Annotated in this window: 14 protein-coding genes; 8 read left to right on the forward strand and 6 right to left on the reverse strand. The window is 42.9% G+C overall.

Annotated elements, in window-relative coordinates; all coding sequences use genetic code 11:
• Position 1 precedes the first annotated feature (1 nt).
• On the reverse strand, positions 2-778 hold the full coding sequence (locus JMW90_RS01000) for an enoyl-CoA hydratase (protein ID WP_201561255.1): 777 nt from the start codon (positions 776-778) through the stop codon (positions 2-4).
• Between the two features lie 329 nt (positions 779-1,107).
• Between JMW90_RS01000 and JMW90_RS01005 the strand changes: the two genes are divergently transcribed.
• The 4 genes from JMW90_RS01005 (at position 1,108) to JMW90_RS01020 (ending at position 6,963) form a co-directional block, all read left to right on the forward strand.
• A complete protein-coding gene (locus tag JMW90_RS01005; protein ID WP_201561256.1) occupies positions 1,108-2,262 on the forward strand; it encodes an acyl-CoA dehydrogenase family protein in 1,155 nt (384 codons plus the stop codon).
• 109 nt (positions 2,263-2,371) lie between these two features.
• The gene (locus tag JMW90_RS01010; protein ID WP_201561257.1) at positions 2,372-3,637 is read left to right on the forward strand and encodes an MFS transporter; all 1,266 of its coding nucleotides are present in this window, start codon (positions 2,372-2,374) and stop codon (positions 3,635-3,637) included.
• 349 nt (positions 3,638-3,986) lie between these two features.
• Positions 3,987-4,832, forward strand: coding sequence for an IclR family transcriptional regulator (locus tag JMW90_RS01015; RefSeq protein ID WP_201561258.1), 846 nt, complete (start codon positions 3,987-3,989; stop codon positions 4,830-4,832).
• 454 nt (positions 4,833-5,286) lie between these two features.
• Complete coding sequence (locus JMW90_RS01020) at positions 5,287-6,963, forward strand: RCC1 domain-containing protein (protein WP_201561259.1); 1,677 nt, start codon at positions 5,287-5,289, stop codon at positions 6,961-6,963.
• A gap of 268 nt (positions 6,964-7,231) precedes the next feature.
• On the opposite strand, the gene JMW90_RS01025 is transcribed toward JMW90_RS01020, so the two are convergent.
• Together JMW90_RS01025 and JMW90_RS01030 are read right to left on the reverse strand one after the other, a co-directional pair.
• On the reverse strand, positions 7,232-8,194 hold the full coding sequence (locus tag JMW90_RS01025) for an IS30 family transposase (protein WP_201561260.1): 963 nt from the start codon (positions 8,192-8,194) through the stop codon (positions 7,232-7,234).
• A 161-nt stretch (positions 8,195-8,355) separates the two neighbouring features.
• Positions 8,356-9,282 (reverse strand): bestrophin family protein, encoded by a 927-nt coding sequence (locus JMW90_RS01030; protein ID WP_201561261.1) that lies wholly within the window; start codon positions 9,280-9,282, stop codon positions 8,356-8,358.
• A gap of 308 nt (positions 9,283-9,590) precedes the next feature.
• Between JMW90_RS01030 and JMW90_RS01035 the strand changes: the two genes are divergently transcribed.
• Complete coding sequence (locus JMW90_RS01035; RefSeq protein ID WP_201561262.1) at positions 9,591-10,295, forward strand: hypothetical protein; 705 nt, start codon at positions 9,591-9,593, stop codon at positions 10,293-10,295.
• Between the two features lie 68 nt (positions 10,296-10,363).
• Complete coding sequence (locus tag JMW90_RS13865; RefSeq protein WP_265089207.1) at positions 10,364-10,495, forward strand: hypothetical protein; 132 nt, start codon at positions 10,364-10,366, stop codon at positions 10,493-10,495.
• 47 nt (positions 10,496-10,542) lie between these two features.
• Here the strand turns inward: JMW90_RS13865 and JMW90_RS01040 are convergent, their stop codons facing one another.
• Complete coding sequence (locus tag JMW90_RS01040) at positions 10,543-12,093, reverse strand: acetyl-CoA hydrolase/transferase family protein (RefSeq protein WP_201561263.1); 1,551 nt, start codon at positions 12,091-12,093, stop codon at positions 10,543-10,545.
• 427 nt (positions 12,094-12,520) lie between these two features.
• Here JMW90_RS01040 and JMW90_RS01045 point away from each other — a divergent pair, with 427 nt between their 5' ends.
• Positions 12,521-13,384 (forward strand): universal stress protein, encoded by an 864-nt coding sequence (locus JMW90_RS01045; protein ID WP_201561264.1) that lies wholly within the window; start codon positions 12,521-12,523, stop codon positions 13,382-13,384.
• 256 nt (positions 13,385-13,640) lie between these two features.
• On the opposite strand, the gene JMW90_RS01050 is transcribed toward JMW90_RS01045, so the two are convergent.
• Both JMW90_RS01050 and JMW90_RS01055 read right to left on the reverse strand, forming a co-directional pair.
• Positions 13,641-17,801, reverse strand: a complete 4,161-nt coding sequence (locus JMW90_RS01050) for a YadA-like family protein (RefSeq protein WP_201561265.1) — start codon at positions 17,799-17,801, stop codon at positions 13,641-13,643.
• 494 nt (positions 17,802-18,295) lie between these two features.
• The gene (locus tag JMW90_RS01055; protein ID WP_201561266.1) at positions 18,296-18,568 is read right to left on the reverse strand and encodes a hypothetical protein; all 273 of its coding nucleotides are present in this window, start codon (positions 18,566-18,568) and stop codon (positions 18,296-18,298) included.
• 168 nt (positions 18,569-18,736) lie between these two features.
• On the opposite strand from JMW90_RS01055, the gene ggt reads away from it, so the two are divergent.
• Positions 18,737-20,689, forward strand: a complete 1,953-nt coding sequence (gene ggt, locus JMW90_RS01060; protein ID WP_201561267.1) for a gamma-glutamyltransferase — start codon at positions 18,737-18,739, stop codon at positions 20,687-20,689.
• Positions 20,690-20,861 lie beyond the last annotated feature (172 nt).

Genomic DNA, 20,861 nt, shown 5'->3' on the forward strand with positions numbered 1-20,861 from the left:
GCTATTGCCCTTTGTATTCAGCAGTGCGTTTTTCCAAAAAGGCTTTTGCGCCTTCTTTTTGATCTTCAGTATCAAACAAGATCTGAAAGGCTTTACGCTCTAAAGCCAAGGCGGCTTGTAGTGGCATATCTACCCCAAGATTGGCGACCTCTTTAATTTGGGTCAAAGCAATAGGCGAGTAACCGGCTAGTTGCTCAGCAATCTCGATGGCGCGTTTGATAGTTACTTCATCTTCAACGACTTCAGAGACCAGCCCCATTTGATCGGCTTCATCAGCGCTGATCATATCGCCGGTTAATATCAGCTTCATGGCTTTATGTTTGCCAATCACACGAAATAGGCGCTGCGTACCCCCTGCTCCTGGCATCAATCCTATCTTGATCTCTGGTTGTCCAAACTTGGCAGACTTGCCAGCGACAATGATATCGGCGTGCATCGCAAGCTCACAGCCGCCGCCAAGCGCATAACCATTTACTGCTGCGATAATCGGCTTACGACAATTGGTGATGGCATCCCAATAGCGTTCGCTATGACGCAAGTACACATCGACTGTTTTCGCGGTTAAAAAATCATTGATATCAGCACCGGCCGCGAACACCTTATCACCACCTGTCAGCACAATAGCCTTGGTGTTCACGTCATCGTTTAATTTGATGAAAATCTCTGCCATTTGTTCGCGTAGTTCAGTATTTAAAGCATTGCGAACTTTGGGACGATTGAGTCTTATCACACTAACGCCGTTTTTTTCTTGCTCACAAATAATGATTTGCTCTTCCATGATGCTGTCCCTTAATCAGTGTCCTTAGGTAATCAGTGTCCTTAGGTAAAGTACTGCAACTCCTAAAACACATTAAAATTACGATAATTAATACCGCATAGCGATATCTAAGACCAATATATACTGTTTATTTTCCTTTGTGAAGGGTAAAGCGCAGTTAAATTTAGAAATAAGCAGACTATTTGAACTTTATTTTTTTAAAAAATACCGCATTGCGGTTATTTAAACCAAAAGTATTGTAATTTCATAAACTATCAATTATGCTGTTTGTTCAAGGCAATCATCAAGCCGCTCTCAATTTGAATATTACTTAAACAAGGAAGAATCACATGATCAGAGATAAGGACGTTCTTAACCAAATCACCGACACTATCCGCCAATTTGTGAATAACCAATTGATACCAATGGAACATTGGGTAGCAGAAAACGACCGTCTTCCAGACGATATTATTAGTCAAATGCGCGAGTTGGGGCTGTTTGGACTGACTATTCCCGAAGAGTATGGCGGGCTTGGCGTTACGATGGAAGAAGAGGTCACACTAGCATTTGAATTAGGGCGCACATCCCCTGCGTTTCGCTCACTAATAGGCACAAACAACGGTATCGGCTCATCTGGTCTAGTCATCGATGGTACTGAAGCGCAAAAACAGAAATATCTACCAAGACTTGCCAGCGGTGAAATCATCGGCTCATTTTGTTTGACCGAGCCGGATTCTGGCTCAGATGCTGCTTCATTAAAGACCACTGCCATCAAAGATGGTGATACCTATGTTATTAACGGTACTAAACGCTATATTACCAACGCCCCTGAAGCCGGCGTATTTACCGTAATGGCACGTACTGACCCACAAAATAAAAGATCGGGTGGCATTTCAGCCTTTATCGTTGAGAGCGATACCCCTGGTATTACTTTGGGTAAAATTGACAAAAAAATGGGCCAAAAAGGCGCTCATACCTGTGATGTTATCTTTGATAACTGTGTCGTGCCTGCTGATGCTTTGATTGGTGGTGTTGAAGGGGTAGGTTTCAAAACCGCGATGAAAGTCCTTGATAAAGGACGCTTACATATTGCTGCAGCAAGTACCGGAGCCGCTACTCGTATGTTAGATGACGCTCTGCACTACGCCGTTGAGCGTAAGCAGTTTGGGCAGCCTATTGCCAATTTTCAGCTTATTCAAGCCATGCTTGCTGATTCAAAAGCAGAAATCTATGCGGCCAAATCTATGGTATTAGACGCCTCACGCCTGCGCGATGAAGGTAAAGATGTCGTCACTGAGTCATCTTGTGCCAAGATGTTTGCCACCGAAATGTGTGGCCGTGTTGCGGATAGAGCGGTACAAATTCATGGCGGTGCGGGTTATATTGCGGATTATGGTATTGAGCGTTTTTATCGTGATGTGCGCTTATACCGTTTATATGAAGGCACGACCCAGATTCAGCAAATTATTATCGCCCGCAATATGATCAAAGAAGTCAGTGAATAGTTGTTTGTTTGATGAGCACGGCAATATCGGTATTTGCTAGGACGCAAGTACCGTCATAAAGACACTACTAAGACAGTTTTTTATTCTCACAACGATAAGGATATGTATTGTGAAAAGTGCGACTATAACTTCAAATCCAAGCTTAAGCCCTACCCAGCAGCAACCATGGAAACTGGCTTTCTTTTTTTGTTTTCTAGTCTTATTATGTGATGGGGCTGATATTGGTATTCTTGCCTTTACGCTTTCAAGTCTAAAACAAGAGTTTGGATTGACCAATGTACAAGCAGGTGCTTTAGGCAGTTGGTCATTATTTGGCATGGCAATCGGTGGGTTCTTTGGCGGTTGGGCTTGTGACCGTTTTGGACGAGTCAGGGTGATTGTGATTGCGACAGCAGTCTTCTCTGTGCTATCTGGTTTTAGTGGATTTGTGCAAAGCTATGAGCAGTTTATAGCATTACGGTTTACCGCTTGTTTGGGTCTTGGTAGCTTATATATTGCGACTAATACTTTGATGTCTGAGATGGTACCTACCAAACATCGAACGACTGTACTTGCAGCGTTGATGACAGGGTTTACCTTAGGGTCTTTGGTTATTACTAGTATTTCAGCTTGGATTATTCCCAGTTATGGTTGGCGAACTCTGTATCTTTTAACCTTTGTACCTATTATTCTCTCGATAGCGATGTATTTTCTTATATCTGAGCCGCAGTCTTGGAAAGAGTCACGTGCCCTTAAACTTAGTGGCGCAAAGAACCCACTCCAAAAACCTGAAAACCCTTATAAAGCCATATTTGAAAACCCAAAGCATCGCATCATGTTTATCTTGTGGTCTATGAGTTCAGGTCTTTTATTATTCGGTTATTTTGGCGTCAGCAATTGGTTACCTTCTTATCTAGAAACTGAATTGGGTATTAAGTTTAAGGAGATGGCACTATATATGGCGGGTACTTATTTGACGATGATGTTTGCTAAAGTAGTGGCAGGTCTAGTGGCTGATAAGATAGGTCGTAAAATAGTATTTGCCTTCGGTACGATGGGTACCGCATTATTTATACCCATATTGGTCTATATGCATACGCCAGAAAACATCGGTTGGTTAATGATAACCTTTGGTTTCTTATATGGTATTCCTTATGCGATTAACGCCACCTATTTGACAGAAAGCTTTCCGACCGCTATTCGAGGGACTGCCATTGGTGGTGCATTCAATATCGGACGACTTGGCTCAGTTATTGCACCGGTCGCCATTGGTTATATGGCCATGCAAAACTCTATCGGCGCAGGTTTGTTATTGATGGCAGGCGCATACTTCTTATGTGGTCTTATTCCAACGTTGTTCATCAAAGAACAACAGTATGACCCACAAAAGGCATAATACTATTCGATATATACCGCATAGCGAAATAGATTATAATAGCTGTGTTAAGCATTAAAATGCACCTTTAAGAATGCATCTTTAAGATAGTATTGTTGAAGGTGCAGACTATTATTAGAGTCCAGTAATTTTTTTATTGTTAACGACGATAACATCTGTGTTTACCATTATATTTGTATGACAGTCGGTCCTAAATAAAAGAAATACAAATGTTATAAGGTACTACTGGGGTTAATTTTTCTTGCTTGCTGTACCTACCCAGACAGTGGCTACAAATAATCAATCCCAGTAGCTCTGTACCCTTTTAGAAGTGGGTTAACTATAACTTAATTGAGAATAAAAATAATATATGACAACTAAGACCCTTGCAGATGAAGGCTTTGGCAATCAAGCACATATTGAATTACTAGAGCCCATTGCAGAGATGAGAGATCAGAATGACAGGCAATTTGTCACGGCTTTGGCTCGAGGGTTAGAGCTGCTTCGCTGCTTTACCCCGCAGCGTCCTTATCTTGGCAATCAAGACTTAAGTCAATTAACAGGACTTCCTAAAGGAACCATCACTCGCCTTACCTATACCTTAGTCAAGCTTGGCTACTTAAAGCAATCAACAAACAGTAGTAAATATCAACTGTCTGCAGGTGTACTGGGTTTCGGCTATACGATGATGGCAAACATCTCTATCAATAACCTAGTAACACCTTACATGGAAGCGTTAGCAGACTATGCCAATAGTGCCGTTGCCATGGCAACTCGCGATCGACTAACGATGGTATATTTGAATGTCGTGCAAGGTAATGGCGCCACGACTATGCGCCGTAATGTCGGATCATATCTACCCATTCACTTAAGTTCGATGGGACGAGCCTGTTTAGCCAGTATGCCGCAGGCTGAGCAAGAGTTCATCCTTGATGCCATTCGCACCAAGTATAAAGAGGACTGGATAAAGATTAGACGAGGGCTAGATAAAGCTTTTAAAGATTATGACGATTATGGCTATTGTTTTTCAATTAGCGAATGGCAAAAAGATGTCAATGCGGTTGCCACTGCTTTAATGCACCCTACTGAGGGCTTATTGACTTTCAATTGTGGCGCGCCAAATTTTATTTTAGGCCGTACAAAATTAGAGGAAGATGTTGCCCCTCGCCTATTACATATGAAAAATAGTATTGAAAGCAATCTTTATATTAGCTAATGCATAGTCTCCATCATAGAGGTTGCATAATTATTAACATTCGCATTAACATTTTAAATAGTTATGCGATTTGACTATTAACTTAATAATATAGAAATAGATCAACAACGCAGCGATACGAATATCGCGTATGCCATACTTCCAGATAGCCAATTGGTCGCCCTCCTTAACACCATATCATCAGATACAAATAACACCTGCTTCACTATAGCCGCACAAAAGACGCTAATAGCAAATACCGATACGCATAATCCCATATGTCCGCCACCGCTATTACATCGGCTAATTTTCCCCATCCCACACCTTGTTCGAAATATTACTATTTCAATTTACATATTGATAATAGTTATCGTTTGTAATATTATTCGTATAAATTATTACCGCTATTTTACTAAGTGCGCTATTTTGGCACTGCTATGCATTTTCTATTTATTGACCACTTATTGAGACATTTATGCGTCTATCCCCGCTCACTCAAGCAGTGGCTTTAATGACCGCGACCTTATTATTGACGGCTTGTGGCGACGATGCTGATACGACAATCGCCATTATTGATGGGACGCCGCCATTATTGACAACGGATAGCAACTTTGCGAGTGGCTATAGCGCGGTTGCCGCCATATTTGTCTCAGGTCGAGTACAAGATAGCGGTGGCATAAAGTCTGTGACTTATACCTTGAACGGTAAAACGTCTCAACCATTAGACATTGATACAAACGGGTATTTTAACGATCGTATCTTATTAGACTTAGGCGAAAACAGCATTGCCTTAGCCGCTACTGACAATGCTGGTAATATCATGCGCTCAACCAAAAATATTTATTTGGGTGATACGGTGGCCGCCGGAGGATCACATACCGCCGCCCTGCATGAGGGGCAGCTCTATGGCTGGGGTCGTAACAACTATGGGCAAACAGGCACCACGTATACCTCCACATTCACTGATAATATGAGACATCCAGAGCTACCCATGCTCATGGATAGTGCGCCAAAAAACCTACTGTCTATTAAATTCAATCAAAATCACTCACTTGCTATCGATGATAAAGGTCAAGTTTATAGCTGGGGCAATGATACTTATGGGCAGTTAGGACGTGGTCAGTCAAATCGTCATCCTTGTGTTAAAGCGGCTGATTGTCGTCTTGATATCGGCGCAATTGCCGGTATAGATAATGCAGTCATGCTAGCGGCTGGTTATAATCATAATTTGGTACTGACCAAAGATGGCAGCGTTTGGGCATTTGGCGCTAATGCTCAAGGACAGCTTGGCAACAACACCGCTATAGACAGCAGCATACCTGTCAAAGTAGATTTTTCGGCAGCAGAGGGTGTCAGTCATATCGTGCAAGTAGTCGCAAGTAGCAGTAGCTCGTATGCCTTAGATGATAATGGTCAAGTATGGGGCTGGGGAAGCGACGCAAGCGCCAATCTAGGCCGTGGTCAAGCCTGTAATGAAGCCAATCATTGCCTCAATATTACTAATAAACCGCTACGTATCAACGTCATTGCAAAAGATTTGGCTGACCACACTACTCAAGGGGTAGAAAAAGAAATAGTTACCCAGCTTGCGGCTGGCAAAGATCATGTTTTAGCGCTGACCAATAAAGAGTCTGTCTATGGTTGGGGTCTAAATGCTAGCAGCCAAATAGGCTACAACGGGATTGGCTTTAGAGATACTGCAAACGCTTGGACAAGCACTATAACTGTGCCAAGCAAATTGCCTTGGTTTACTGGTAAAGACGTACGCCGTGTCTACGCCAATGGCAATGCCAGCTATGTACTGTTGGACAATGTTGCCTCAAACATCAGTAATAGCCCCGCATCAGATGGCATCCTTTATGCTTGGGGTATGTTTGGTGAAACAGACGGCAGAGGCAAAACAAGTTATGAGAATTTAGATGAACCAACAGATAAGCTGACCAGCTTAAAAAACATCGATAATATGGCGATGGGTACAATGCATCTGATTGCACATGAAAAACCACTCAATCAAAACAATGGCATACCTTTTAAAAATGGCAATCTGTTTACGTGGGGCTGGAGCTTTGAGGGTTCATTAGGCAATGAAAACACCTCGCATACTTGGATGTATAACTACCCTATCCCTGTAAAATTCCCCAGTCAGCTATAGTCAGGGAAAAGTAATATCGATACATCAAGTACTGCTGATATTAATTTTCCTTGCTTGCTGTGCCTACGCAGACAGAGGCTGCAAAAAATTCATACCAGCAGTACTGTAGCGTTTTTGAGATATTTTAACTTATAGGCAACCGTCCCTTAGCGGCGCTCATAAAAGCGATACACAATGTGACCTGCCACTCAAAAAGAAACCTTACTGAGCTTTTTAAAAGGTATTTAAGGCCAATAAGCAATCAAAGTAAAATGAATAACACTTGGATTCAACATCGAAGTGCAACGCACCCGAAGCTAGATTTTACCTCAAGAGGCGTTCTAAACCCTAGCACCTTTCTAGGTCGATTATTTAAACTATCTTCAATCGACTGAACTAAGTGCCTGCATAGGTTATCTAGACGCATCGACTTAGGTAGAAACTGACGAATTAAACCATTGGTATTCTCATTCGTTCCACGCTCCCAAGAATGATAAGGCTGAGCAAAGTAAATATCAGCCTTCAACGCGGTTGCCATCGTTTCATGGTCAGAAAACTCTTTACCGTTGTCAAAGGTGATGCTTAACGCCTGCTCACCTTTTAACATACCAATACAAGCTTGTGTGACGGCTACTGCCTTACGATTGGGTAGCGCTTTGATCTTAGTCTCTCGAGTTGTTCTATCTACTAAAGTAACAATAACACCTTGATGTCCATGACCAACCACCGTATCTCCTTCGTAATCGCCCATACGACTGCGCGTATCAATGATACTAGGACGCTCAGTGATATCACAGCGGTTCGCTATCTTTCCACGCCTATCATGACCTTGCAGACGGCGTTTCCTATAGCGCTTTTGACATCTGAGGGCGTTGTGTAAGTTACCCCCTGCCTTTTTGTCAGTATAGATGTGTTGATATATCGATTCATGGCTTGGGACCTCTTGCCAACCCAGCATTCTCAGTCGCCCTGTGATTTGCTCAGGTGAGTAGTGCTTGCTGAGTAGATGATCAATATAACACCAGCCAAAGCGGCTGATCTGTGCGCTATTCACAACTTTGCGCGCGTTTGCCAAACGATGGGCTTGTTTGGGGCGATAACCCCTTTGTCCTAGGTTTCGCCTTATCTCTCGACTCACCGTTGATTTATGACAGCCGATAATTCTAGCTATTTCACTCATGCCTTTTTTAGCTTGCAATAGCGCTGATATTTGATATCTTTGCTCTTGGGTAAGATGTGTATAGTGTCTCATAACGTTCTGATATGTAGGAGTTGAAGTTTGAAATGCAACACGGCACATCTTACTCTTCAACTCATTCTTTTAAAACGTTGCACTTCTTATTTGAATCTAGGACATAAAAAAGACCGCTGCAATCGTTATTAAGAGCGGTCTTTTATTATCTTACCCATTGTTTATGGCAAGTAGCCCTTTATAGGACTGATATCAGCTGGCAGATCAGTTTCACCCAGAGCTTCTAACAAATTGATTTCAATCGTGCGCGATAAAGCCGTTAATGGCAATTGATTGTCCGCCACGCCAAATGGTGATTCTAGCTCCTCACTCAAGGCATCTAGCCCAAAAAAGGTATAGGCAATCACCCCGCAGATGAAGGGCGTCACCCAGCCCAAAGAAGACACCAACCCAAACGGCAGCATAAAGCAATAAAGATAAGTCGTACGATGCACAAGCAAGGTATAAGCAAATGGCAGTGGCGTATTATGAATACGCTCACACGCTGCCAGTACCACTGTCATAGAATTCAGGCGCTCATCCATATTTTGCACCATCTGCTCTGATAGCAGATGCTGCTGTCGGCAATATCCAAGCTCCTTACCCATCAAGCGCATCAGATAATCGGGCAGATTTTTCGCTTGCCGCAGCTTGCTATGATATTTCGGCTCAACAAAACGCTCTACATCCTCCCAAGGCGACGTCTCTCGCAGTCGATGACGCACTGCATGACTAAAAGCAATACTCAGATGAATCAGACGGCGCTGGGTATCTCGCCCTATCGCGTTGTCTTCATTGATATAAGAGAGCGCTTGACGGCACAGGCTGCGCGCATCATAAACCAATTGCCCCCATAGTCCCCTTGCTTCCCACCAGCGCTGATAACTGGCATTGTTACGAAAGCCCAAAAACAACGATAAGGCAATCCCAAGCAAAGTAAAAGGCGCGACACTATAAGAAGAAAAAGAGCTTGGAAAGCCATGCTGAATGTTGGTGATAAGCGCACTGATAAGACCAATCAGCAGGATTTGAGGATATATCTTGGGAATAATTGAGCCGCGCAAGGTAAAGAATAGTTTGATGGCGCTTGGGTTTTGCTTGACGATCATATTAACTTCCTAACGCTGATACTTTTTGCAGGGCGCAATGATAACAGATTTGCCATAATGAGGTATAAAAAGAGGGTCATATGATGAGCATCATAGACGCGCTTATCATTAAGCCGTAAATAAATATCCATGATAAAAATACGCCACTATTTTTAGCAGCTTGTTATGCGATAGATGTCTAACAAATCAATGGTTGTTATAGTGATGTAATGATAGCAGGGACAAAGGCATATAGCAGATGCCATCGCTCAAAAATTCGATTATAGTAGATATTGATATGACCATATAATCAAAATAAGGAATAGATGATGAAAAAATTAGGATTATGCGCCGCAGTGGCACTAAGTTTGAGTGCATGTGCTGGCGGTATGAACGGTGGCACCATTGGCAATAACAACCAAAACACTATCGTCACTCAATACCCTGTTGAAACAGCCATGCTCAATATTTATACCAAAGCCCGCAGTCAAAGCTTGGTGGCGACTGTCGGCAATCAAACTGCCTCAGCAGACATTACCGTCACCCCAAAAGGCAACATGGTATTTAATAATAAGCAAGTACAAGCTGCCGAAGTAAACACTATTAATAAAGTAAATAATCAAATCACTGATCAATCTGTTGCCATCAACTACTTTACGTTAAATCCGTTGGTCTTCCACGGTTATACTGATAGCTCAGGCAAATATTCATTAGCGACCCAGAGCACGACGCTTCCTAAGCTGGCAACCGTTGGCTCCTCTAGTCAATTGATTGCAGAGGACGTATACGCCGATAGAAGTATGCGCAGAAAGATAGGTAGCTACAGACAAGGCTGGTCATTGACCAGAGACACCAATAACACCGCGTGGTTTTGTATCGACACCTCAGCCAATCTACTCGTCGCAAATGATCCCAATGGCATCTCATCAGAATGCTATAAAATCAATGCGCGCGGTGATATCTTAGATAGTAAAGTGACGATTAGCCAACCGACAAACAACGGTACAAAAGCGATTGTATTTACCAGCCGTTAAATAATTCGTCACTAAATCACTTAACGTTGCACAAAAAAGCGCCCCTTATCTAATTTAAGGGGCGTTTTTTGGAATTTATTTATGCTGCTATAGTCAATCCGCTAGAAATCAAACACAGTGCTACTGAAATAAGTTTTGCGCCGCCTCTGTCTGCGCAGGCACAGCAAGCAAGAAAAATTCATACTCGTAGCGCATTATAATATTTGTACTTATTTTATTTAGGACTGAATATATAAGATCTATCGTTTTAAACAGCAAGTTTATAAGCAGCCTTTTTGATACGCATATCACCGGTTTCAACATAACGCTGATGCCATGATAAGGCTTCGTCCAAGATATGCGGCGTTTGCATACCAGCTGTGTCTGAGGCACGATCAAAATAATCTTGCAGCATTGGGCGATAATCAGGATGGGCACAGTTATCGATAATCGCCTTAGCCCGTTGGCGCGGAGATAGACCACGCAAATCTGCCAATCCTTGCTCGGTGACAATGACCATCACATCATGCTCAGTATGGTCGTGATGCGATACCATCGGTGTGATACAAGAGATAGCGCCATCTTTTGCTACTGATGGCGATACAAAGAATGACGTATAAGCATTACGAGCGAAATCACCTGAACCGCCCAAGCCATTCATCATATTGGTGCCCATGACGTGGGTTGAGTTGACATTACCATAGAGGTCACACTCAATCATAGCATTGATAGCAAGCACTCCTAAGCGACGTGCCACTTCAGGATGGTTGGTGATTTCTTGTGGGCGCAATACGATACGCGCGCGCAACTCTTCAATATTGGCATTAAAACGCTCCAGCGCATCTGGGCTCAATGACAGTGCTGTGGCAGATGCCATGGTCATTTTGCCAGACATAATCAAATCTAGCATACCGTCTTGCAATACTTCAGTATAGCCAGTCAAATTCTCAAATGGGCTGTTTTGTAGTCCTGCCAATACGGCATTGGCTACGTTGCCCACACCCGATTGGATAGGCAATAAATTTTCTGGCATACGACCTTTTTTGACTTCATCATGAAAGAAATCAATGATGTGACTAGCGATTTTGTTTGAACACTCATCAGGGTCTGCAAACTTGCTGTTGCGGTCTGGCGAATTCGTTAAGACAACGGCAACCACTTTATCTAAGTCACAATGTAGATATGGCACACCAATACGTCCGCCTGGGGTCACAAGTGGAATCGGCTTGCGGTTTGGCGGCATACCGATATCATTATAGACATCATGCATACCCTCTAACATGAGGCTTTGCTGAGCATTCACTTCTAAGATGATTTTGTCTGCATTTTCTAACCAGGCATTATTGTTACCGATAGAGGTCGATGGAATCAGGCGACCATCTGGCAAAATACCCGACACTTCAACGACCGCTATATGCATCTTGCCATAGAAACCGATGGTGCTCTGCTGCGCCACATGCGATAAATGCATATCGAAATAATGCGCGGCGCCTGCGTTGATTTGCTTACGTAGTGCAGGCTCTGATTGATATGGCGTGCGCCACTTGATGCCATTCGCTTCTGCCAACACGCCATCACATTCGGTTGCGGTAGAGGCACCTGTCAATAAACCAATTTGAAAGTCTTCACCGCGAGCATGAGCCGCTTCCATATGTTTGGCAAGCGCGGCGGGTATCGCTTTTGGATAACCGGCACCTGTAAAGCCACTCATACCGACATTCATATCATTTTTGATGAACGCTGCTGCTTGATCAGCCGTCACGATTTTTTTGCTTAGACCGTCGTGAAGGACGCGACCTTCATGATTTAGTGATGTCATACCTTTTTTCCTAGTAACTTCCATATTAAAATCAAACGACTTCTCAATAAAGCGTTTGATACGAAATCAACAACAAAATGCATTGCTGCATATTAGCAACTTTCCCGCAAAAAACAAGTTGAATGACTTAAAGTTGCCTGTAGAGATTTTATCTATCTCATATAAACTAACATTAGTTCGTTTTTAATATTTTTTATATAACTGTAGTCAGTTCAAAATAAAAGCGATACGATTGTAATAACGTGCTATTGGTATCAATTTTTCTTGCTTGCTATGCCTACGCAGACAGAGGCTGCGAATAATTAACCCCAGTAGTGCTGTACTTCTTTAACAGTGGATCCACTATAACTTTGATATAAAAGCGGTTCGTTATTCACTGATTGACATAATTTTAGCAGCGAAAAAAATAAGCATTTAAGGATAAATGATGACAACTCAACAGCACGTTTTGGCTTGTATTGACGGCTCAGCAGTGACAGAATCTGTTTGTGATTATGCAGCATGGTATGCAAAAAGGCTCGACATCTCAGTAGGATTACTACATGTGAGTGATGTGGCCGCTTCTATCAGAAGAGACTTGTCAGGAGCGATTGGTATCAATAGCCGTCAATTCTTGCTGGATGAATTGTCTCAGCTTGATGAGCAAAGAGCGAAGGTAGTAAACAGCTATAGCAATGCCTTGGTACAAGACGCCAAAAGCCATATCCAAAGTCAATTTGATGACGTGAATGTCTATATTTATCAGCGCCGTGGCAAGCTATTGCCGGCTATCGAGTATTTTAAAGCGCAAAGTCATGCCATCGTTATGGGACGCCGCGGTGAAGACCATAAGCATAGCCGCATCAACATCGGCAGCCAAATCGAGACAGTTGCACGGGCATCAAGCATACCGGTGCTCATTTGTTCAGAAAAATTCAAAGAACCTCACTCATACATGGTAGCTTTTGACGCTAGTAAAACCGCCAATAATGCCATCACTATGTTGGCAAAAAGCAATTTATTAAAAGGCATGCAAGGTCATATCGTAATGATCGGTAACGATAATGAAAGCGCCAAAAAAAGCCTTGCCGATGCCCGCGCGCAGATGGCAGCAGCAGGTTTTTTGGTAGAGACGCATCATTTGCAGCAGCTTGATGCGGTTAATGGATTATTAACTTTTCAAATGGAGCACGAAATCGATATCATTGTGGTGGGTGCTTATGGCAGCTCAAAATTACAGCATCTGTTTCTTGGCAGCACTACAACAGAGATTATCGCCAGTACGCTATCACCAGTTATTTTGGTGCGCTAATATAGTCAAAATACTCTAAAAACGCTACGGTGCTGCGGGTATAAATTTTTTGCAGCCTCTGTCTGCGTGGGCATAGCAAGCAAGAAAAATGAATATCAGCAGTACTTGATGTATCGATATTACTTTTCCCTGACTATATGTTTGGTGGGTTTCCATATTTTTATGACTTGATAAGTATCCATTAAAAAAGCAAGACATCTGATGCCTTGCTTTTTTTATCTGACTGACAATTGTAACCATCATTTGGCTTAGGTATTTAGTCAAAGTGGAAACCTGCACCTATGGCTGCACCTACATTGCCTTGAGTATCTGCAGTACCGTTTAACTTCATAACCCAACGTCCATCAGTGGACAGTTTCGAGAAGCCGATTGCGACGGCACTCTCACCATTATACGTTGCGATACCACCGCCTATCATGGACTTACCGATGATATAGGCTTGAGGCAATGAAGACATCGCCATGGCTGCTGAGATACCCGCGTTGGCGTCGTCCTCAACTTCATCAACTCTATAACCCAGCTCATTGATGCTGTTACCTAAACCTCTACTAACAGCGTCTAATTGCCCGAAGTTCACAGCGTCTCTAGGTTGCATACCGTCCGCGACATTGGTTATCTTAGTGCCAGCAGCATTGATACCGGCTGCCGTCATACTAGGGGCCGTTTCGCCATTGCCTGCATATATACCGGTTTTGGTGATACTAGGACCCCCTGCAATAGTGACACCACTGCTACTGACGGTTGTATCACCAGTCGTCACGCTGTCGACATTGATGTTGCCGTTTAAGTCAAACTTAATGCTACTGCCTGCTGATGTCGTGGTGATATTATTGCCACCTTTAAAGATAAGCACGCTCTCATCGCCTATTGGTTTGTTGATGTTAGCGCCACTGTCTGCACCAAAGTTGAGACCAGCATCGAGCTTGTCCGTATTAGATTTGATGTTTGTGGTATTGGTGGCAATATTCGTGGTGTTCGTTACAATATTTCTCGTATTGGTTGCAATGTTTATCGTATTGGTTTCTATATTTGTGGTATTGACTTGAACATTTTCATTGATTTCAATCGTACCTTGTCTGATAGAACCAATCGCACCATCAATACTACCCTCGCCTGTCCCACCGATATTACTGTTGGTAAACGTACCATCTACAGGATTGTAGACCGTATTACCACCAATGATACTGCTTATGCCACTGCCTTGCGCATAAAGCTGACTGCCGTTGATAGCGTCTTGACTACTAGCCGACACACTACCGTTTCTAACATTGGTGATTTTTTTGTCAGCAACATCGATACCACTTTTAGTGACACTAGGACCGCCTACAATAGTGAGACCGTTACTATTTATAGTGGTGTCACCTGTTGTTAGACTATCAACAGTAAGGTCTGGATTTAAATCGAAACTAAGGTCATTAGCGCCTGCAGGTATAGCCGCCGCGCGCAGGCCTGTACTGGAGTCGAGGGTAGCCGCATTACTGATTAACGTTCTAGACACTTTGATGTTACCATCTCTGCTATTCATATCAACGCTACCCCCCTGTTTTACCATAGTGGCAATGTCACCTTGAGCCGTAATTCCCCAACCTTGGTCTAAGGCAATAGTCACTTCTCTTAACTGCCCGACGTTTACCGCATCACTATTTAGTGTGCCTGTACCAACGTTGCGAATGATGTTACCACCATTATCAAGACCACTGCTGCTAAGAATAACGGTTCTACCTGGCTCGTTGCCGACAAAGGTAAAGCCAGTGTTATTCATAAAGGCATTACCAGTGGTAACGGAGGTTACATCCAAAGCATCAGCTAGCTGAACTTCCAACTTGCCATTGTTAGCTACTGTGCGGATATTTTTTGCAGATGCTGTTTTAGAAGCATCTAAGGTACCCACGATTTCAAGTTTCTGTCCAAGATCCTTATGGATATCATCACCAAGGTTGCCGGCAAAATCCAAACCTTTAGTCGCGATATCACCAACCGCACCTTTAACATCACCGATGTTTGCCGCGTTGGTGAGTGTTTCGCCGCCGCTGGCCACATTCGTGATTTGATTGCCACCGTTATTCAGACCATTGTTGGTAAGAACTACTTGACCGTTGTCACCACGATATAACGTAATACCAGCATTATTAACTTGAGTATTTCCAGTGGTGACGCTACCAGTTTCACCAAGGTTAATATCTTTAGCCAGTCTGACGGTTAAAGTATCATCACCATTAGCCGTGACGCTAATATTTTTCGTTGCTGGATCAGCATTGATAGTATCGCCACCTTTAACAATGAGTTTTTGACCAAGCTTACGGTTAACATCTGTACCGCTGTCTCCGCCAAAGTTTAAGCCTTTATCAATGGCAGTGTTAGTCAGATTTAACTGTCCAACATTAACGGCGTCCATATCTTCTGTACCAGCTTTGACATTCGTGATTTGATTGCCACCGTTGTTCAGACCACTATTGCTTAGCGTAACCGTTTGGTTAATACCACCTGTTAAAGTGATACCGCTAGTATTCATGACAGTGTTACCTGTCGTGACACTATTGATACCAGTTAAGTCTTTGGCCAAAGCAACTTTAATACTGCCGCTTTCGTCGGTCAACAGGATATTGTCACCTTTAAGGAAGTTGGCAGTATTGTTTGCCTTTGTGATAGTTTTGACAGCAGTGCCATCAATCTGAGTCACAACAGACTGTAGAGCACTATCTGCACTACTCAAGCTAGTTTTGGTCGCAGTGCTTAGATCAAATTCATAATCTGTAACGTTACCGCCTACATTAGTTTCACCGACTGTTACCGCAGATGAACCTGCTGATGCAGTCGTGCCATTAGCATTAACCGTGTAGATGTCTTGTCCATTAGAACCCGTTGTTTTATTAACACTGGATACGTTAGTACCTTTAACAACCTCAGTTCTAGAACCAGCAGCAGCACCTTTAACATCACCGATGTTTGCCGCGTTGGTGAGTGTGTCGCCGCCGCTAAGAACGTTTGTGATTTGATTGCCGCCGTTGTTCAGACCGGCGCTCGTTAAAGTGACAATTCTGTTTGGATTGTTAGGATGGTTAGCATTGATGATCCTGATACCTGAGTTATCAACCAAAGTATTACCCATGGTGACACTACCAACATTGGTTAAGTTCAGAGCATTATTCAAGGCGATTTTAATTTTTCCACCTTCTTCTAAGGTCGTAATATTACTGTTAGAGCCAATAATCTCAACGACTTCGCCCAGTTTTTTTCTAACCTCTCCGCCATCGGCTGCTTTGATGCCAAAGCCTAGTTCAGTGACGCCGTCGACAGCACCTTTAATGTCGCCAATGTTTGCAGCATTGGTTTCATTCGTCGCTACTGTTAGGGCACCGCCACTAGCTACGTTTTTAAGTTGGACGGGAACAGTTGCTTGAACACCACCTAGTGTAACAACGTCTCTGGTTAGAGCATTGTCATACTGTACTGAGTTATCTGCTCTGCCTAAGCTGTCTTTGCTTGCTTGGCTTAGATCAAATTTATAATCTGTAACGTTACCGCCTACATTAGTTTCACCGACTGTTACCGCAGATGAACCTGCTGATGCAGTCGTGCCATTAGCATTAACCGTGTAGATGTCTTGTCCGTTAGAACCCGTTGTTTTATTAACACTGGATACGTTAGTACCTTTAACAACCTCAGTTCTAGAACCAGCAGCTGCACCTTTAACATCACCGATGTTTGCCGCGTTGGTGAGTGTGTCGCCGCCGCTAAGAACGTTTGTGATTTGATTGCCGCCGTTGTTCAGACCGGCGCTCGTTAAAGTGACAATTCTGTTTGGATTGTTAGGATGGTTAGCATTGATGATCCTGATACCTGAGTTATCAACCAAAGTATTACCCATGGTGACACTACCAGCAGCGTCAAGGTCAATATCTTTAGCAAGCTTGATTGTTAAGGTATCGCCTTCTGCGAAAACACCGATGTTTGCATTATCGGATAAATTGTTTGCTTCAGTCTCACCACCTAAAATATTAAGTGTTTCACCCTCTCTGAGTGCAATAGGATCACCAAAATCGCCTTCAAAATTTAGAATTATTGGATCATCTGGGTTAGAAGGTTTTTTCTTGTGACTATTGTTTCCATTGACATGAGTATGGGTGCCATGACTGCCATGGCTGTGACTATAAGTTCCGTCATGGTGATTCGAGGTGCCACTAGTTGAATTATCGGTTATAGCGTTTGCCTGCAAACCGAAACCAGCAGCCAACATCCCTAGTATGATGGCGCTCAATCGTAATGTGTTAACAGTCGATAAACTAGGAGTTGTATTGATGGTAGCGTTTGAGCTCACGCTAGATTTTGATGATTTGCCACGCGCTTTGGCATATTCAGCAACCGCCATAAAGCAGTTTAATGACGCGTTCCATATGACTTTATAATTCCTGTTCATAACGTATACTCCCTTACAGATTTGTCAGATTTAAAAAATCGAAGTTAAAATCCATGTTTTAGAGAGTTGATGTAACAAAAGAAAACAGTTATGAGGTCATAGGATGAGAATTTAGGGATAAAAAATTACTTATATTATTACTTGAGAAATAAAACGTCTTTTTTTGTAAAATCATTATTACTCTCTGTATATTATTATCAATGAATATACAGAGAGTCTCAATACCGTTCATCGGTAATTTAATACCGTTCATCATATATATTCTAATTAATGAATATACATTTATGAAATACGTTCTCATTTGAGGTTATTCTCATTTAACAGGTGATATTACTTTTATTACGCGTCCCATTATGTCATCTTAGCGACTATGGACAGTGCTCTGATCTCTATGCGCTATCACTACTTCATGAACGATTGCCAACCCCAATCCATAGCTGACTGTTTCGCGATAACGCGCAGTATCAAGCCTAACAAAGGGCTAAAAATACGCTCTAGATTCTTGTCTGCCGCACCGCCAGCTCAAATCTGTTATCAATGTCAGCAATGGCTTTATGAGGCGGTATCGGTTTTAAAATATCATCAAGGCTAAAAGGTTTATCATTTGAGCACTCATTATCAACGTTATCCTTGTCAAAGGAATAAGCCCTATAAGGGTTGTTATTGACGCGCTCTTTATCGCTAGAGTCACGATAATCAGATGCTTTATTGTCAATACTACTATTCACACAATCTTGGACATTAGGCGTTACAGATGACTGAGTCATTCAAATCTCTATTACCCTATGACTGGCTTTTTTATCTTAAAATCAAAGATATTAAAGCCCTGTCTACTACTGGTGATTTTCGTTACTATATAAACTTCCTGATTGAACTTATGGGTTAATCCTATATTTTAGCCCCACTTTTCTCACGCTCGTAAAAAGGACTTTGCAATGTCAATGCCATTTTCTTATTCTCATCAGACCCAAGTGCCCGCTCATAAAACTTTAAAATCTGCCGCTTTAATTATTAGCAGCACACTATTATTCTCTGTATCTACTTATGCGGCAGACACAAACCCCTCTGTCGCACCAAAAATCATCAATCCAACCTCGATTAATACCAATGCAATTAATCTAGCGGTTATGACAGAAAATCCTACGCTGTTGTCTGAGACGCAGCGCGTGACACGAGCGAAAACCAACACACTCACGCCCAAGACCAATCAAACCAAGGCTAATCAAGCCAAAACTGATCAAGCCATCTATTCTGTCGACGCTATCCACCACCCTGTTTGGGCAAAGAACGGCATGGTCGCTACCCAAGAAGCGCTCGCTTCTGATATCGGACTAAAGATTTTAAAAGATGGCGGTAATGCCGTTGATGCTGCTGTAGCAGTTGGCTTTGCGTTAGCTGTGACGTTGCCGAGGGCAGGTAATATCGGTGGTGGTGGATTTATGATGGTATATGATGCCAAACAAGGTAAAACCGTGGCGCTCGATTATCGTGAAAAAGCGCCCAGTAGCGCCTCGCGCGATATGTATCTTGATGAGGATGACAATGCCGTCAGTGATTTATCTCGTTATCATGGCTTAGCCGTAGGCGTACCGGGTACAGTCGCAGGCTTACTCAAAGCGTTAGAGGATCATGGCACCATGAGCCGCGGGCAAGTAATGGCACCAGCGATTGCACTGGCTGAAAACGGAATTGAAGTCACTGCTGGATTATCAGAGTCCCTAGAAGCGTTAAGCGATCGTCTGCAAAAATGGCCAAGCACCAAAAAGATATTCTTTAAAGCCGATGGCAGCGCTTATCAGCCGGGTGAGCGCTTAAAACAACCGGAGCTTGCCCATTCGCTAAAGCTGATTGCTACCAAAGGTAATGATGGATTTTATAAAGGAGAAACGGCTCGCAAGCTTGTAAAAGCAGTCAATGAAGCAGGCGGTAAAATGAGCTTGCAGGACTTAGCCAATTATCAAGCCATTGCTCGCGTGCCGGTCAAAGGCGATTATCGTGGTTATGAGATTGTCTCAATGCCACCGCCGTCTTCTGGCGGTATTCATATTGTGCAGATTTTAAATATTTTGGAAGGTTATCCGCTAAAAGACTATGGTCAAAACAGCGCACAAACCATTCATTTAATGAGCGAGGCGATGCAACTGGCTTATGCCGATCGTTCTGAGTATTTGGGTGATTCTGATTTTATCGATGTACCCGCCAGCGGTTTAACTGCCCAGCCTTATGCTGATAAGCTGCGCGCCTTAATCAACCCAAATAAAGCCACACCAGCAGCAACCATCAAGGCAAATAACCCTCTGCCGTACGAGAGCGATCAAACCACACACTTCTCCATTGTCGATAAAGATGGCAATGCAGTAGCCAATACTTATACGCTAAATTTCTCTTATGGTACTGGTCTTGTCGCTGAAGGTACGGGGATATTGCTCAATAACGAGATGGATGATTTTTCTGCCAAGCCTGGTGTGCCAAATGGTTATGGTTTAATCGGCGGCGATGCCAATGCGGTTGAAGCCAATAAACGCCCGTTATCTTCTATGAGTCCAACAATCGTCTTTAAAGACAGCAAACCTTATATCGTCACGGGCAGTCCGGGTGGTAGCCGCATTATTACGACCGTTACCCAAATTATTTCAAACGTCATTGACCATGATATGAATATCGCTGAAGCCACGCATGCGCCGCGTATTCATGACCAATGGCTGCCGGATGAGATTCGTATCGAAAAAGCATTGAATGTAGATACCATTAAAAAGCTCGAGTCCATGGGGCATAAGGTCAGTCAGCAGTCAGCCATGGGCTCAACACAGTCGATTATGATTACACCAAATGGTGTATACGGCTCTTCAGATCCACGTATTGTCGATGCGGCGGTGGTTGGATATTGATATTAGAAGTATTAAGTTAAATAATTAAGTTAAACAATATCGCTCTCTATCCGTCATAGTGTAGAGGGCTTTTTAATATAATTTTTTATCTCGTTTTTATATTACCCAAATAACTTACCTATGTGTCTCAAAGAGATTAAACCAACCGAATCAGTGGCTGCCTGCGCCAAAT

It is taken from the genome of Psychrobacter glacincola (genome assembly GCF_904846215.1).
GTDB lineage: Bacteria > Pseudomonadota > Gammaproteobacteria > Pseudomonadales > Moraxellaceae > Psychrobacter > Psychrobacter glacincola.

Excerpts from the sequence above, each read along its gene's own strand:
- JMW90_RS01000 (WP_201561255.1), bottom strand. The coding sequence starts at position 778 with ATGGAAGAGCAAATCATTATTTGTGAGCAAGAAAAAAACGGCGTTAGT.
- JMW90_RS01005 (WP_201561256.1), top strand. The coding sequence starts at position 1,108 with ATGATCAGAGATAAGGACGTTCTTAACCAAATCACCGACACTATCCGC.
- JMW90_RS01045 (WP_201561264.1), top strand. The coding sequence starts at position 12,521 with ATGACAACTCAACAGCACGTTTTGGCTTGTATTGACGGCTCAGCAGTG.
- JMW90_RS01020 (WP_201561259.1), top strand. The coding sequence starts at position 5,287 with ATGCGTCTATCCCCGCTCACTCAAGCAGTGGCTTTAATGACCGCGACC.
- JMW90_RS01035 (WP_201561262.1), top strand. The coding sequence starts at position 9,591 with ATGAAAAAATTAGGATTATGCGCCGCAGTGGCACTAAGTTTGAGTGCA.
- ggt (WP_201561267.1), top strand. The coding sequence starts at position 18,737 with ATGTCAATGCCATTTTCTTATTCTCATCAGACCCAAGTGCCCGCTCAT.
- JMW90_RS01025 (WP_201561260.1), bottom strand. The coding sequence starts at position 8,194 with ATGAGACACTATACACATCTTACCCAAGAGCAAAGATATCAAATATCA.
- JMW90_RS01040 (WP_201561263.1), bottom strand. The coding sequence starts at position 12,093 with ATGACATCACTAAATCATGAAGGTCGCGTCCTTCACGACGGTCTAAGC.
- JMW90_RS01050 (WP_201561265.1), bottom strand. The coding sequence starts at position 17,801 with ATGAACAGGAATTATAAAGTCATATGGAACGCGTCATTAAACTGCTTT.
- JMW90_RS01055 (WP_201561266.1), bottom strand. The coding sequence starts at position 18,568 with ATGACTCAGTCATCTGTAACGCCTAATGTCCAAGATTGTGTGAATAGT.
- JMW90_RS01015 (WP_201561258.1), top strand. The coding sequence starts at position 3,987 with ATGACAACTAAGACCCTTGCAGATGAAGGCTTTGGCAATCAAGCACAT.
- JMW90_RS01030 (WP_201561261.1), bottom strand. The coding sequence starts at position 9,282 with ATGATCGTCAAGCAAAACCCAAGCGCCATCAAACTATTCTTTACCTTG.